This window comes from Nocardiopsis nanhaiensis (assembly GCF_054778635.1).
Genome location: NZ_BAAGZJ010000008.1, coordinates 114,228 through 128,807, shown reverse-complemented (window position 1 = coordinate 128,807; position 14,580 = coordinate 114,228). Strand labels below are relative to the sequence as shown.

Genomic DNA, 14,580 nt, shown 5'->3' with positions numbered 1-14,580 from the left:
TCGCGATTCCGGCAGTCCAGGGACCCCGGAGCCCACAGGATCCCCGGAACCCACAGAAACCCCCGGACCCGCTCGAACCCCCGGCGGCACAGGGGCGTCAGACTGTCCGGGCGGAGTACCCCCACGCCCCGGAACACCCACCTCGTCTTGAAGGGCGTCGATGTCCACTTCCCCCGAAACAGTCCCCCTGCCACCCGGGCTCGCACCACTGGAGGCGGGTGACCCGGCCGAGATCGGGACCTACCGCGTGGTGGGGAGGATCGGCTCCGGAGGTATGGGAGCCGTCTACGGAGCTTTGGACGGCCAGGGGGTGTGCGTGGCGGTCAAGACCGTGCACGCCGACTTCGCCCGCAAGCCCCGGTTCCGGGAGGCGTTCGCCAGCGAGGTCGAGATGCTGGGGCGGGCCGACGGAATCAGCACCGCCCGCCTGCACGCAGCCGACACCGAGGCGGCGGTGCCGTGGCTGGCCTTCGACTACGTCCCCGGCCGCGATCTGCGGGCGCACGTGCGCGCGTTCGGTCCGCTGGAGGGCGACATGCTCCGCACTTTCGCACTGGGCGCTGCGGAGGGTCTGGCCGCCCTGCACACGGCGGGGATCGCCCACCGGGACATCAAACCGGGCAACGTCATCCTGTCTCCGGACGGGCCGAAGATCGTGGACTTCGGCATTGCGGTCGAGGTCGGGACCGAGCGCTCCGAGGACGGTTCGGCCTCCTACGGCACCCCAGGCTGGTCGGCCCCCGAACGCTACACCGGTGCGGCCGCGGACCCGGCCGCCGACGTGTTCGCCTGGGGCGGGCTGGTGGCGCTGGCCGCCACCGGACACCAGCCGTTCGGCAGCGGTGACCCGGCGGAGCTGGCGCGCCGGGTGCGCGAGGGCGCCTACGAGGTCGACGGGGTGCCCGAGGGCCTGCACGGCCTGGTGGAGGCCGCACTGTCTGTGGACCCGGAGCAGCGCCCGAAGTCCGAGGCGCTGGTGCGCTCCCTGCTCCCCGAACCGCGGGAAGGGTCTGAGGAGGGCCCGGAGGAGCAGGACGGACGCCTTGCGGTCACGGCGGCCGACGCCCTGCGCCGCATGCTCCGCGACTACTGGCGCGGCGTGGACGACGCCGGACACGACCCCGCCCGATGGGCCGCCGCACTGGGTGTGGCCTCCGCGGCCAGCCTGGGTATGGGCGTCGCGGGCTCGGGCGCGCTGGGTTCGGGAGGTTCGGCTGGAGCGGGCGCGGCCGGTTCGGGGGCGGCGAGCGGAGGTGCGGCCGGGACGGGCCTGACCGGCGGCGGTGTGCTGGGCGGGGTCGCCACGTCCAAGGTCGGCATGGCGGGCGCGGGTCTGCTCGCCGTAGCCGGACTGACCGCGGGCGGATTCGTGGTCTACGACCAGGTGAGTGAGAACCCGTCGGAGACGGTCGCCGCAGCCGCGAGCCTCCTGGAGGAGAGCGAAGGCTACACCGCCCAGGTGGAACGCGCCTACTCCCAGGAACACGCCGAGCAGATCTCCGAACGTACCGGGACCCCCGTGGACGAGGTGGTGGCGGGCAGCCGGGTCGAGGAGGAATACCTGTACTCGGCCGACACCGACAGCTTCCTGATCCGAGGTGCGGCGATGGGTCCGGGCACCACGGCGGTCGCCAACCACCAGGGCGAACTCTATGTGTACGCGCCGCGCGAGGAGGAGTGGTTGTCCACACCTGAGCCCTTGGAGCTCGCCCCCGGCGTCAGCGCCGACTCCGTTGCCGCCACCCTGGTCACCGCGCCGCTGCAGAGCCTGGCTGAGGCGGGTGGGGCCGAAGTCGCGGATGGAGAGGAGCGCGTGTATACGGGGCCCACCGTGTTCGGACTCCTGGACGAGGGGGATTTCGCGGAGGAGGAAGCCACCGGCCGGGTCGAACTCGACGAAGAGGAACGACCGGTCTGGGCCGAGTACACCACGGACCGGTGGGACGTGCGGGTCGACTTTGAGGAGATGGACGCCGAAGTGCCGTTGGAGGACCCCCAGATATGGGCCGCCGACGAGGAGGGGCCCGACTGGGAGTTGGTGTACGCCCCGATCTGCGGGACCGTGGTGATGGGCTACCCCGGGGAGAAGGAGTGGGATGTCCAGGCCAGCGGTTGGGACATGGACTGCGACTACGCGATGGACGTAGCGGACGTGCTGGAGAACCCGAGCGACCATCAGGACCGGCGGGTGTGGCTCAACGGCCGGTTCTCTAGGGGGACGATCAGCGTCATCGACGACACGGTGGCCTGCAGCGACACCTGGGACATGCATATCGCGACAGAGAACCCCACCGAGAGCGCCATCTCGTACTCGCCGTGCAGTCCGGCCACGGAGCCGACCCAGCCCTACGCAGAAGATCCCGAATACTACGAAGCCGACATCGACGACATCGCCCTGATCGAATTCCACGAACGGTCCTGAGCGGAGAGCGTGACGGCGCTGCGGGCACCGGTTCTCCTCCGGTGCGGTGGCGGAGGAGAACCCGGCCGGGCATGAGAAACGGTCCCCGCATGAAAAAGGGGGGCGCGCCGTGTGGCGCGCCCCCCTTGAAGCCTGGCCGGGTTCCACGTCCCCCAACGTGGAACCGGCCGTGCGGCCCGCGCACTAGGTGCGGTGCGGCCGCTGGGCGGCGAATACGGTGGAAGTTCCGTGTCGGAAACCCCCATTTACGACACGAACACGCGTATTCGCTAGGTCTGGCCGGGTCCCACGTCCCCCAACGTGGGACCCGACCGCGCGGCCAACGCACGAAGTGCGGTCTGGCCGCTGGGAAGGCGGTTGCTGCGATGTCTTCGTGTCAGAAACCCCCATTGCCAACACGAACGCGTGCAACCGCGCATGGTCTAAAGGTGATGTCGAAGCTTTCGCACAGACGGCGATGGGTTTGTTGGGGTTGGGGTCGGTCTGGGGTGCTTCACCTGTGAGAACGCTTCATATAGGTGTGGTGTTCCCGCCCAGGGAACAGATTTTCGCTTGGCTCGGTAAAAAGCGGGTGCGAACTCGGGCACTGGGAGCCTAACCTCCTCCGCGGGATCCTGGGGGCGGGCCGGGCCGCGGCGCTGAAACCGGGTGGCCCTTGGTGCGCCGCGAGGCCCGGGAACCTCGGCCTGACAGGGGTTTTCGCCCGGTGGCAGTGGTGGTCGTGCCTCTGGGGCCGTCCGGTTCTCCCTTGGTTCCGCAGGGTTTCGCGGGCGGACGGTCACCGGTTTGTGCGGCCCGACACGTGTAAGGGAGGGGCGCGTCACGAAGGGCTGCGGGGGTCCGATCCGCTCCCGCTGTTTCGTTTCCCGGTGTCGGTGGCCGCCCTGCCGCCTTTGCCCCATAGTGTCATTTTGTGGTCACGGAAAGTTTCGTTGGACGCGCTCCGGGTGCGCCTGGTACCGCGGGCGGAATACTTGCCCGCGATCGCGGGTTCGGCATGATAGTTTCACCGTAAGCATTTTCCTGGGAAGCTATCTGGTTGGGGGAGCGGCCATGCAGTTCGGAATCTTCTCGGTCAGCGACGTGACGACCGACCCTACGACGGGGCGTACGCCCACCGAGGGCGAGCGGATCAAGGCGATGGTGCGGATCGCCCTCAAGGCGGAGGAGGTCGGCCTGGACGTCTTCGCCACGGGCGAGCACCACAACCCGCCCTTCGTCGCCTCCTCTCCCACCACGATGCTCGGCTACGTCGCGGCCCAGACCGAGAAGCTCATCCTGTCCACCTCCACCACGCTGATCACCACGAACGACCCGGTGAAGATCGCCGAGGACTTCGCCGTGCTCCAGCACCTGGCCGACGGCCGGGTGGATCTGATGATGGGGCGCGGCAACACCGGCCCGGTCTACCCCTGGTTCGGGCAGGACATCCGCCAGGGCATCCCGCTGGCGCTGGAGAACTACAACCTGGTGCACCGCCTCTGGCGCGAGGACGTGGTCAACTGGGAAGGCAAGTTCCGCACCCCGCTGCAGGGCTTCACCTCCACCCCGCGCCCACTCGACGACGTACCGCCGTTCGTCTGGCACGGATCCATCCGCAGTCCGGAGATCGCGGAACAGGCCGCGTACTACGGCGACGGTTTCTTCCACAACCACATCTTCTGGCCCGCGACCCACACCAAGAAGCTCATCTCGCTGTACCGCCGCCGCTTCGAGCACTACGGCCACGGCAAGGCCGACCAGGCCATCGTCGGCCTCGGGGGCCAGGTCTTCATGCGCAAGAACTCCCAGGACGCGGTCAAGGAGTTCCGTCCCTACTTCGACAACGCGCCGGTCTACGGCGGTGGCCCCTCCTTGGAGGAGTTCACCCGCGAGACCCCGCTGACGGTCGGCAGCCCGCAGGAGGTCATCGACCGCACCCTGGGCTTCCGCGAGTCCTTCGGCGACTACCAGCGCCAGCTCTTCCTGATGGACCACGCGGGCCTGCCGCTCAAGACCGTGCTGGAGCAGCTGGACATCCTGGGTGAGGAGGTCGTCCCGGTGCTGCGCAAGGAGTTCGCCGCGAAGAAGCCCGACCACGTTCCCGACGCCCCCACGCACGCCTCGCTCCTGGCCGCGAAGGAGCGCGCGACCACGAACACGGAGGCCAAGTGATGACCCGAAGGCTGGTAACCGTCACGGCAGGGCTGAGCAACCCCTCCTCGACCCGCCTGCTCGCCGACCGGCTGACCGCCGCGGCGGAGGAGGCCTTGGCCGACCGCGGGGAGAAGGCCGAGGTCCGCGTCGTGGAGCTGCGCGAGCTGGCGCACGACATCATGAACGCCATGACCACCCGGGTGCCCACCGGTGAACTACCGGGCGTGCTGGAGGACGTCGCGGCGGCGGACGGGGTCATCGCGGTGACCCCGGTCTTCAACGCCTCCTACAGCGGGCTGTTCAAGTCCTTCTTCGACGTCATCGAGCCCGGCACCCTGGACGGAAAGCCGGTCCTGGCAGCCGCCACCGGCGGCAGCCCGCGCCACTCGCTGGTACTGGAGCACGCCCTGCGGCCCATGTTCTCCTACACCCGCGCGGTGGTGGTGCCCACGGGCGTCTACGCCGCCTCCGAGGACTGGGGTGCGGGCGAGAACGGCGGCCGCGAGCTGTCCGAACGCATCGAGCGCTCGGCCCGGCAGCTGGCCCTGCTGGCCACCGAGAACGCACCCGCAGCGGACGACCCTTACGACGAGCCCACACCCTTCGCGGACCTGATGTCGGGTCTGGGGGCCTGAGGGCCCGGCCACGAAGACCCCTGCCACGGCGCGCGGTGCCCCGCACCGCGCGCCGTTCTTTGTGCCCTGCACAACAATGCCCTTCCCCTCTTCAACGCAGTGGGAAGGGTTGTTTACAGTCGCTCCACCAGATGGTCGGACCCCGCTGCCCTCTACCTCCGGCCAGGCTAGGGAGTTCGGATGCGATCCTCAGGCCCCGCCCGTGCCTGTGCGCCCCTCGGCCTCGCGGTTCTGCTGTCCGCGTGCGCGCCCCTCCAGATCAGCGGCTCCACATCCGGCGTGGACGAGACGGAGGGAACCCTGCGCGTCTGGCTGTTCTCCGAGGTCGACCAAGCGCCGAAGGAAAGGGTCGTCGACGCCGCGGTGGAGGAGTTCGAGGCCGCGCACGACGGGGTCGAGGTCGACATCCAGTACATCCCGGTGGAGACCAGGGCCGAACGCTTCCAAGGGGCCTTCCTGGACCCCTCGTCCGCCCCCGACGTCGCCGAGTACGGAAACACGGACCTGGCCGGGTACGTGGAGTCCGCGGGCTTGGCCGACCTCACCGAGGACCTCGCCGGCTGGGAACCGGGCGACGACATCTCCGACGACGTCGCGGCCACCGCCCGGGTCGACGGCGCCGACTACGGAGTGCCGTGGTTCCTCGGCGCCCGCGCCCTCTTCTACCGCACCGACGTCCTCGACGACCTCGGCCTGGAGGTTCCCGAAACGCTGGACGAGGTGGTGGCGGCCGGGCGGGCGGTGCGCGAGGACGACCCGGAGATGCTGGGCGTGTCCAGCGGCGGGGCCTACACCTACGCCATGATGCCGTTCCTCTGGGCGCACGGCGGTGACATTGCCGAGCCCGACGGCGGCTCCTACGCCGCCACCATCGACTCCGCCGCGGCGAAGGAGGGCCTGGAGCTGTACGGCCGGATCCTCTCCGACGACGTGTGTCCGCCGCAGACCTGCTCCGAGATGACCGGGGACGACTCCGTGCAGAACTTCCTGGCCGGCGACGCCGCCATGACCATCGGCGGCAACTTCAACCTCAACGCCCTGCACGACAGCGATATCGCCGAGACCGCCGCCGTCGTTCCGCTCCCCGGAACCGAGCCCGGAAGCATCGCCCCAGCCTTCGCCGGAGGCAACAACCTCGGCGTGCTCGCCGGAACCGACCGGCACACCCTCTCCGTGGAGTTCGTCAAGCTGCTGGCAGGCAAGGAGTACCAACTGCACATGTACGAGGCCATGGGAAACCTGCCCGTCTTCACAGACGTACGGGCGGAGCTGGCCGCCTCAGACGACGAGGCCGCCCCGTTCGTCGAGACCATCGACGCGGGGACCCGCTTCGTCCCGGTCACCGGAGCCTGGGCGACCGTCGACGCCGAGGGCGTCCTGCCGACTATGGCGCAGCGCGTCGCCGCTGGAGACGCCTCAGTGGACCAGGCCGCCGATGAAGCCGCCCGCGCCCTCGACGATGCCTTCGGCAGGGGGTGAATCGGACATGGCGCCCCGAACCCCCGCGCGTCGGCGTCCCGGCTACGGGCCCTCCGGCCTCCGGGGCCGGAGGATCGAACCCTGGATGTACCTGCTGCCCGCACTGGTGGTGCTGGGCGGGATGCTGGTCTACCCGCTCTACCAGCTGGTGCTGGTCTCCTTCTTCGACTACCGCCAGCCCCAGGTCACCGGCGCTGAGCCGCTGCGCTTCGTCGGCTGGGACAACTACCGCGCGCTGCTGGGGGACGACCAGTTCTGGGAGGTGCTGCTCAACACGGTCGTCTTCGCCGGGGCGTGTGTGGTGGGCACGCTCGCCGTGGGCGGGGCGCTGGCGGTGCTGGCCACCCGGCTCACCCCGTGGGTGCGCACCCTGCTCTTCCTCGCCGCGCTGGGGGCATGGGCGACACCGGCAGTCACGGGCAGTGCCGTATGGCTCCACCTGTTCGACCCGACACTGGGCCCGGTGAACCAGGTCCTCACGGGCTTGGGCCTGAGCGAGTTCGCCGGCCATTCCTGGACCTACGACAAGTGGTCCGCCTTCGCCCTGGTCGGTGCGCAGGTGGTGTGGTGCTCGTTCCCGTTCGTCATGGTGACGCTCTACGCCGGGATCCGGGCCATCCCCGTTGAGGTGGTCGAGGCCGCACGGCTGGACGGGGCCTCGACGGCCCGGATCGCGTGGTCGGTGATGCTGCCGATCCTGCGGCCGGCCGTCACCATCGTGACCATCCTGTCGATCATCTGGGACTTCAAGATCTTCACGCAGATCTTCATCATGACCGGGGGCGGCGGGATCGCCGGACAGAACCTGGTGCTCAACGTGTACGCCTACCAACAGGCCTTCTCCTCCGGCCAGTACGGGCTGGGATCGGCCATCGGTGTGGTCACCACCCTCCTCCTGCTCCTCATCACGCTCGTCTACCTGCGCGCCCTGCGCCGTCAGGGGGAGGTGCTGTGACTCTCCGACGACTGGGGAACGACATCGCGGGGCTGCTGATCGCGCTGGCCGTCGCCCTGCCGCTCTACTGGATGGTGCTCTCGGCGCTGCGGCCGCGGGCCGACCTGGAAGCCGGGGAGGCCACGCCGTACACGCTCGACCCGACCCTGGACTCGTTCCGCCGGGTGCTGCTGATCGACGGGTTCGGCCAGTACTTCCTGAACAGTGTGCTGGTGGCGGTCGTGGTCGTGACCGTCTCGACCCTCTGTGCCTTCCTGGCCGCGGTGGCGCTCACGCGGTACCGCTTCCGGCTCCGCACGACCCTGCTCGTCATGGTGCTGATCGCGCAGATGGTCCCGATCGAGGCCCTGACCATCCCGCTCTTCTTCCTGATGCGCACCATGGGACAGGCGGTCCCCGGGGTGGGTCTGAACCACCTCGGGTCACTCATGCTGGTGCACATGGCGTTCGCCCTCCCGCTGGCCATCTGGATGCTGCGGAGCTTCGTGGCGGCGGTGCCCAAGGAGCTGGAGGAGGCGGCGTGGCTGGACGGCGCCGGCAGCTTCACCTTCGTCTCCCGGGTGCTGTTCCCCCTGGTAGCGCCGGGTGTGGTGGCCTGCAGTAGCTTTTCGTTCATCATGACGTGGAACGACTTCCTGTTCGCCAGGACCTTCATCATCTCGGCCCAGGAGAACCAGACCCTGCCGATCGCCCTGCTGTCCCTCTTCCGGCCGGACGAGAACGACTGGGGCGGCATCATGGCGGCCTCGGTCATGATGACCGTCCCGGTCCTGGTGTTCTTCCTGTTCGTGCAGCACAGGCTCGCGTCCGGACTGGGAGGGGCGGTGAAGGGGTGAGCGCGGCCCCGGTTGCGCGGCGCAATTCCTCGGCGTCGCTCCGACGAGGGCTGGCCATCGTGGAGTTCGTCCGGGCGAGTCCGGTCGAGAGCGGGGGCGCGAGCCTGACCGAGTTGGCCGAGAGCCTGCGGGTGAACAAGAGTACGGTGCTGCGCCTGTGCGAGCCGTTGGTGGAGTACGGTCTGCTCGCCCGTGAGCCGCGCAGCGGACGGTTCCGGTTGGGCACCGCGGCGCTGTTGCTCTGGCAGTCCTACCTGGACCACATGGAACTCCGATCGGTCGCCTCGAACCACCTGCGCGGCCTCGTCAGGCACACCGGGCACACCTGCCACCTGGTGCGGTTGGACGGCCACGACGTCGTTTACATCGACAAGGTGGAGGACACGGCCACGGTGCGGATGGCCTCGCGGATCGGTGCACGGATGCCCGCCTACCGGACGGCGGTGGGCCGAGCGATTCTCGCGTTCGGCCCGGACGACCTCGTGGTGGACGTGGTGGCGGCGGGGCTTCCCGCGGTTACCGCTCGGACGGTGACCGATCCGAGGGTCTTCGCGGAGGAACTGCGCCGGGTGCGGGAGCGCGGCTACGCGATCGACGACCGGGAGAACGAACCGGAGGTGCGCTGCGTCGCCGCGCCGGTGTTCGACCACAACCAGGACCCTGTCGCCGCCATTAGTGTGTCCGCGCTGGTAAGCCAGCTGCCGGTGGCCCGGGTGCGGCGGCTGGGGCCCCAAGTGGCCGCGGTGGCCGCGTGCGTCTCCGTCGAGCTGGGCGGTCAACCGCCTGTCGGGGCGGGTGAAGCGCCCCAGTCGCACTGACCGGAGATCGGTGCACTGACCACGGGAATTGGTGATACCTGCTGCGGGCGACAGCGTGAGGCCGCCGCCCCGCGGCCGGTCGCGGGGCGGCGGCTGGTTGAGCCCGGGGCCGGTGCTGTACCGGGCGCCGATCGTGAAAGCCGGGCGGATTCTCTCCGGTTCCCCCATTGCGCCCTTCTTTCAATGGTGTTACCTTTTCGGCACTGTGTAGTGGGAGCGCTCCCAAGAGTGACGGCTCGGGTTCGCCGTTGCCGCGGCACCTGCCCGGGCCCCTCGGGAGCTCCCCACCACACCGGGACCACGACCATCACCAACAGCCCCCTGAACCGGGCCGTCGGCCGGAGGACGCACGCCGAAGGCCACCCCCCGCTAACGCCCGTCCCCCAAGGAGGACGACGTGAAAACCCCCCGCTCAGGCAGGACCGCCCGGCGGCCCTGGCTACTACCCGTAACCATGAGCGCCGCCTTGGTCGCGGCCACCTTCACGGCCGTGTCCGCACAGGCCGAACCGGTGATCTCCGACAGTTACGAGTACACACCCGTCGCGGACACGGTCCGCGCGGAGAACCCGGAGCTCACCCAGTACGAGTCCCAGTTCATGGACCTGTACGACAAGATCAAGGACCCGAGCAGCGGATACTTCCGCGAGTTCGACGGGCTCCTGGTGCCCTACCACTCCGTGGAGAACCTCATCGTGGAGGCACCCGACACCGGGCACGCCACCACCTCGGAGGCCTACAGCTACTACCTCTGGCTGGAGGCTTCCTACGGACGGCTCTCCGGTGACTGGGACCCCTTCAACGAGGCCTGGGAGTCGATGGAGGCCTTCATCATCCCGGGCACGGAGGACCAGCCGACCAACGAGGCCTACGACCCCTCCGACCCCGCCACCTACATCCCCGAGTCGCTGGAACCGGGCGACTACCCGATGCCCCTCACCGAAGGAGTCGAAGTCGGCGAGGACCCCCTGGCCGACGAGCTGAGCAGTACCTACGGCACCGACGAGATCTACGGCATGCACTGGCTGCTCGACGTGGACAACGTCTACGGCTACGGGTTCTGCGGTGACGGGAGCGACGACGCCCCCGGCTACATCAACACCTTCCAGCGCGGCTCCAACGAGTCCGTCTGGGAGACCGTGCCCCACCCCTCCTGTGAAACCTTCGAACACGGAGCGGAGAACGGCTACGTCGACCTGTACGTCGACGACCCGGAGGCCTCCGAGCAGTGGCGCTACACCAACGCGCCCGACGCCGACGCGCGCGCCGTCCAGGTCGCCTACCTCGCGCACGAGTGGGCCGCCGAGCAGGGCAACGAGTCCGCCATCGCGGACAGCATCTCCAACGCGGCGATGATGGGCGACTACCTGCGCTACTCCATGTTCGACAAGTACTTCAAGGAGATCGGCGAGTGCGTCGGTGCCGAGTCCTGCCCACCCGGAACGGACAAGGACTCAGCGCACTACCTGCTCGCCTGGTACTACTCCTGGGGCGGAGCCCTGGAGAGCGCCGAGTACCCGTGGGCCTGGCGGATCGGCGGATCCTCCGCCCACCAGGGCTACCAGAACGTGATGACGGCCTACGCCCTCTCCGAGTCCGAGGCGCTCCAGCCGGAGTCACCCACCGGGGCCGACGACTGGGGTACTAGCCTCGACCGCCAGCTGGAGTTCATCCAGTGGCTGCAGTCCTCCGACGGCGGTATCGCCGGCGGCGCGACCAACAGCTGGGAGGGCAGCTACGAGGAGCCGCCCGCGGGCACCTCGACGTTCCACGGCCTGTACTACGACGAGCAGCCGGTCTGGCACGACCCGCCCTCGAACCAGTGGTTCGGTTTCCAGATCTGGGACATCGAGCGGGTGGCCGAATACCACCGCATCACCGGTGACGAGCGTGCCGGGGACATCCTCGACAACTGGATTCCCTGGGCGATCGAGAACACCACGGTCGGCTCGGACGGAGAGTTCGCTATCCCCGCCGAGATGGAGTGGAGCGGACAGCCCGACGACTGGGACGGCACGCCCACCGGAAACCCCGACCTGGGCGTGGAGGTCGTCTCGCACAACCAGGACGTCGGGATCGCCGCCGGACTGGCCAAGACCCTCCTGCACTACGCCTCCGCCACCGGAGACGAGGCCTCCTTGGAGACCGCGGAGGGCCTGCTCGACGCCCTCATGGCCAACGAGGGCGACATCGGGGTGTCCGTGCCGGAGGTCCGCGAGGACTACGACCGGTTCAACGACCCGTACGACGCCCCGGACGGCGGACTGTACGTCCCGGACGACTTCTCCGGGACGATGCCCAACGGCGACGAGATCAACTCCGATTCCACGTTCGAGTCCATCCGCTCGTTCTACTTCGACGACCCGGATTACGCACAGGTCGAGGAGTACCTGGACGGCGGCGAAGCGCCCGAGTTCACCTACCACCGCTTCTGGGCCCAGGTCGACGTGGCCACCGCCCTCGCCACCCACGGCGAGCTGTTCGGCGGCGACGGCGAAGGGGAGGAGGGCGGTCAGGACTGACGCCCCGCCGCTCCACCACCGCTGACCGGTAACCGCCGACCACCGACCGGTGCGGGGCGGGCCAGCAGGCCCGTCCCGCACCCACCACCCCCTCCGCGCCCACCCGCGCGCTCTTCTCCCGACCCGCTACCGGTGCTCTCCTGCTGGCCGGGTCCCGCCGATCCCTCCCTCCCTTCCCCCAAGGAGCTCCGATGCCGGGTCGTCCACTCAGACACACAGCCGTCGCTTCCGCACTCACTCTCGGACTGGTCGCCGCCGGATTCTCCGCGGTCCTCAACGGACAGTCCACCGCGGCGGCTCCCGCCTCCGCGCAGACCGCACAGCAGGAGCAGACCCTCCGTGAACTGGCCGAACAACAGGGCACGTTCATCGGGGCCGCCGTCGCCGACCACCACCTCGACGAGGACGCCTACGCCCAGACCGCGGCTGAGGAGTTCAACTCGGTCACCCACGAGAACTCGCTCAAGTGGGAGTCCGTCCAACCACAGCAGGGCGAGTATTCCTGGGCCGGGGCCGACCGGGTCGTGGACTTCGCCGAGGACCACGGCCAGGACGTGCACGGACACACCTTGGTCTGGCACAGCCAGCTGCCCTCCTGGGTCTCCGACAGCGGCTTCACCGAAGAAGAACTCCTCGCCGTCATGGACGACCACATCAACACCACGATGGGGCGCTTCGCTGGCCAGATCGACACCTGGGACGTGGTCAACGAACCCATCGACGACGACGCCCAGTACCGGGACTCGGTCTTCCACGAGACGCTCGGGGAGGACTTCATCGCCCAGTCCCTGCACATGGCCAGGGACGCCGACCCCTCAGCCGACCTGTACATCAACGACTACAGCATCGACGGGATCAACGCGAAGAGCGACGCCTACTACGACCTGGCCGTCGACCTGCTGGAGCAGGGCGCCCCGCTGGACGGAATCGGACTACAGGCGCACCTGATCGTGGGCCAGGTCCCCGACACCATGAGCGACAACATCCAGCGCTTCGTCGACCTGGGCCTGGACGTGCGGATCACCGAACTGGACGTGCGGATGGACACCCCCGCCACCGAGGCCGACCTGCTGCAACAGGCCGAGGACTACGGCGAGGTCGTGGACATGTGCTTGGACATCGACGGCTGCACCGGGGTGACCGTATGGGGTGTCACCGACGCCTACTCCTGGGTCCCCGACCACTTCGCGGGCGAGGGGGCGGCCCTGCCCATCGATGAGGACTACGCCCCCAAGGACTCCTACTGGGCGATCCACGAGGCCCTGGGCGGTTCCGGATCAGGGCCCACCGACCCGCCGACCGACGAGCCCACGGATCCCCCGACCGACGACCCCACCGACCCCACAGGTGACTGCGACGCCGACTACACGCTGGTCAGCCAGTGGGACGGCGGTTTCCAGGGCGAAGTGACCGTCACCGCCGGTACCGACCTGAGCGGTTGGACCGTCACCTGGACCACCGAAGGAACGGAGAGCATCGACCAGGCCTGGAACGCCACCGTTTCCCAGAGCGGCGACCAGGTCACGGCCGTCAACGACGAGCACAACGGCCAACTCTCCCCGGGGGAGTCCACCTCGTTCGGATTCCTCGGCAGCGGAACCCCCTCCGACAGCCCCGAGCCCGCCTGCACCACCTGACACTCCCTGGAACCCCCCAATGCCCGGCCGCACGCGCGTGCGGCCGGGTTCCCCCACAAGGAACGGGAGATCGCCCTATGCGCCCACGACACATAATCGGCCTCAGCTTGGCGCTGGGCGGCCTCGCGGTCGGTGCCGCGGTGGTCGCCCTGCCGGACTCCGCAGAGGCCCACGGCGCCTTCACCTACCCCGCCAGCCGCACCTTCGCGTGTTTCGACGACGCCACCGGCGGCACCGGCGGCGGTGCCCTCGACCCGACCAACCCGGCCTGCGCCGACGCCCTGACCGAGGGCGGCGACTACGCGTTCTGGAACTGGTACGGCAACCTCATCCCCGACTCCGACGGGCAGCACGAGGAGTACGTGCCCGACGGAGAACTGTGCGGCCCCAGCGAGGACTTCGCGGCCTTCAACGAGCCGAGGACGGACTGGCCCACCACCGAGCTGCCACCCGGGGAGACCGTCGAGTTCCGGCACAACGCGTGGGCCCCGCACCCCGGCACGTTCTTCACCTACGTCACGACCGACGGCTTCGACCCCGAGTCGCCGCTGAACTGGGACGACCTCGAGCTCATCGACGAGGCCGCCGATCCGCCCCTGCGCAGTGAGGGCGACGCCGGGGCCGAGTACTACTGGGACGTCGACCTGCCCGAGCGGGACGGACACCACATGGTCTACGTGGTGTGGGAGCGCTCGGACAGCCCGGAGGCCTTCTACAACTGCTCCGACGTGGTATTCGGCGAGGACCCCGGCACCGGACCGGGGGACCCGGACCCCACCGGGGAGCCCACTGAGGAGCCGACCGCGAGCCCCGACCCCACCGAGCCCCCGGAGGAGTACTGCACGGCCGAGTACACCGTCACCGAAGAGACCGACGACGGGTTCGAGGCGGAGGTCGAGGTGACCGCCGGCCCCGACGGGACCGACGGCTGGATGGTGGACTGGGTGTTCGCCAACCGCCAGGAGATCCTGGAGATGAGCGGTGCCACGTGGGTCAACCACGGTGCGCACTTCGAGGCGACCAACATCGAGGACAACGGGGTGCTGGATGCCGGTGAGACCGCGTCCTTCACCTTCAGTGCGAGCTTCGAGGACGTGAACATCGAACCCAGGGTGGAGTGCCAAGAGGCCTGAACCTCGCA

At 69.1% G+C, this 14,580-nt stretch carries 10 protein-coding genes; all 10 read left to right on the top strand.

The genetic code is table 11. The features are described from left to right. Positions 1-160: 160 nt before the first annotated feature. The 10 genes from ACYVD1_RS06015 to ACYVD1_RS05970 all read left to right on the top strand — a co-directional run bounded on the left by ACYVD1_RS06015 (position 161) and on the right by ACYVD1_RS05970 (position 14,572). Complete coding sequence (locus tag ACYVD1_RS06015) at positions 161-2,422, top strand: serine/threonine-protein kinase (RefSeq protein WP_460768928.1); 2,262 nt, start codon at positions 161-163, stop codon at positions 2,420-2,422. Between the two features lie 1,053 nt (positions 2,423-3,475). Next, the gene (locus ACYVD1_RS06010; protein WP_460746797.1) at positions 3,476-4,576 is read left to right on the top strand and encodes an LLM class flavin-dependent oxidoreductase; all 1,101 of its coding nucleotides are present in this window, start codon (positions 3,476-3,478) and stop codon (positions 4,574-4,576) included. Continuing rightward, positions 4,576-5,193 carry an FMN reductase gene (locus ACYVD1_RS06005; RefSeq protein WP_460768926.1) on the top strand — a complete coding sequence of 206 codons (618 nt, stop codon included), beginning with the start codon at positions 4,576-4,578 and terminating at the stop codon, positions 5,191-5,193. Before ACYVD1_RS06010 ends, ACYVD1_RS06005 begins: the two co-directional genes overlap by 1 nt. Positions 5,194-5,373: 180 nt before the next feature. Further along, positions 5,374-6,672 (top strand): extracellular solute-binding protein, encoded by a 1,299-nt coding sequence (locus ACYVD1_RS06000; RefSeq protein ID WP_460768923.1) that lies wholly within the window; start codon positions 5,374-5,376, stop codon positions 6,670-6,672. Positions 6,673-6,679: 7 nt separating this feature from the next. Continuing rightward, positions 6,680-7,627 carry a carbohydrate ABC transporter permease gene (locus ACYVD1_RS05995; protein WP_460768920.1) on the top strand — a complete coding sequence of 316 codons (948 nt, stop codon included), beginning with the start codon at positions 6,680-6,682 and terminating at the stop codon, positions 7,625-7,627. Further along, positions 7,624-8,463 (top strand): carbohydrate ABC transporter permease, encoded by an 840-nt coding sequence (locus tag ACYVD1_RS05990; RefSeq protein ID WP_460768918.1) that lies wholly within the window; start codon positions 7,624-7,626, stop codon positions 8,461-8,463. The genes ACYVD1_RS05995 and ACYVD1_RS05990 overlap by 4 nt, the downstream gene beginning before the upstream one ends. Continuing rightward, a complete protein-coding gene (locus ACYVD1_RS05985) occupies positions 8,460-9,281 on the top strand; it encodes an IclR family transcriptional regulator (RefSeq protein WP_460768916.1) in 822 nt (273 codons plus the stop codon). The genes ACYVD1_RS05990 and ACYVD1_RS05985 overlap by 4 nt, the downstream gene beginning before the upstream one ends. Before the next feature lie 454 nt (positions 9,282-9,735). Further along, positions 9,736-11,802 (top strand): glycoside hydrolase family 48 protein, encoded by a 2,067-nt coding sequence (locus tag ACYVD1_RS05980; RefSeq protein WP_460768914.1) that lies wholly within the window; start codon positions 9,736-9,738, stop codon positions 11,800-11,802. A 191-nt stretch (positions 11,803-11,993) separates the two neighbouring features. Continuing rightward, on the top strand, positions 11,994-13,439 hold the full coding sequence (locus ACYVD1_RS05975; RefSeq protein ID WP_460768912.1) for an endo-1,4-beta-xylanase: 1,446 nt from the start codon (positions 11,994-11,996) through the stop codon (positions 13,437-13,439). Positions 13,440-13,516: 77 nt separating this feature from the next. Continuing rightward, on the top strand, positions 13,517-14,572 hold the full coding sequence (locus ACYVD1_RS05970) for a lytic polysaccharide monooxygenase (RefSeq protein WP_460768910.1): 1,056 nt from the start codon (positions 13,517-13,519) through the stop codon (positions 14,570-14,572). Positions 14,573-14,580 lie beyond the last annotated feature (8 nt).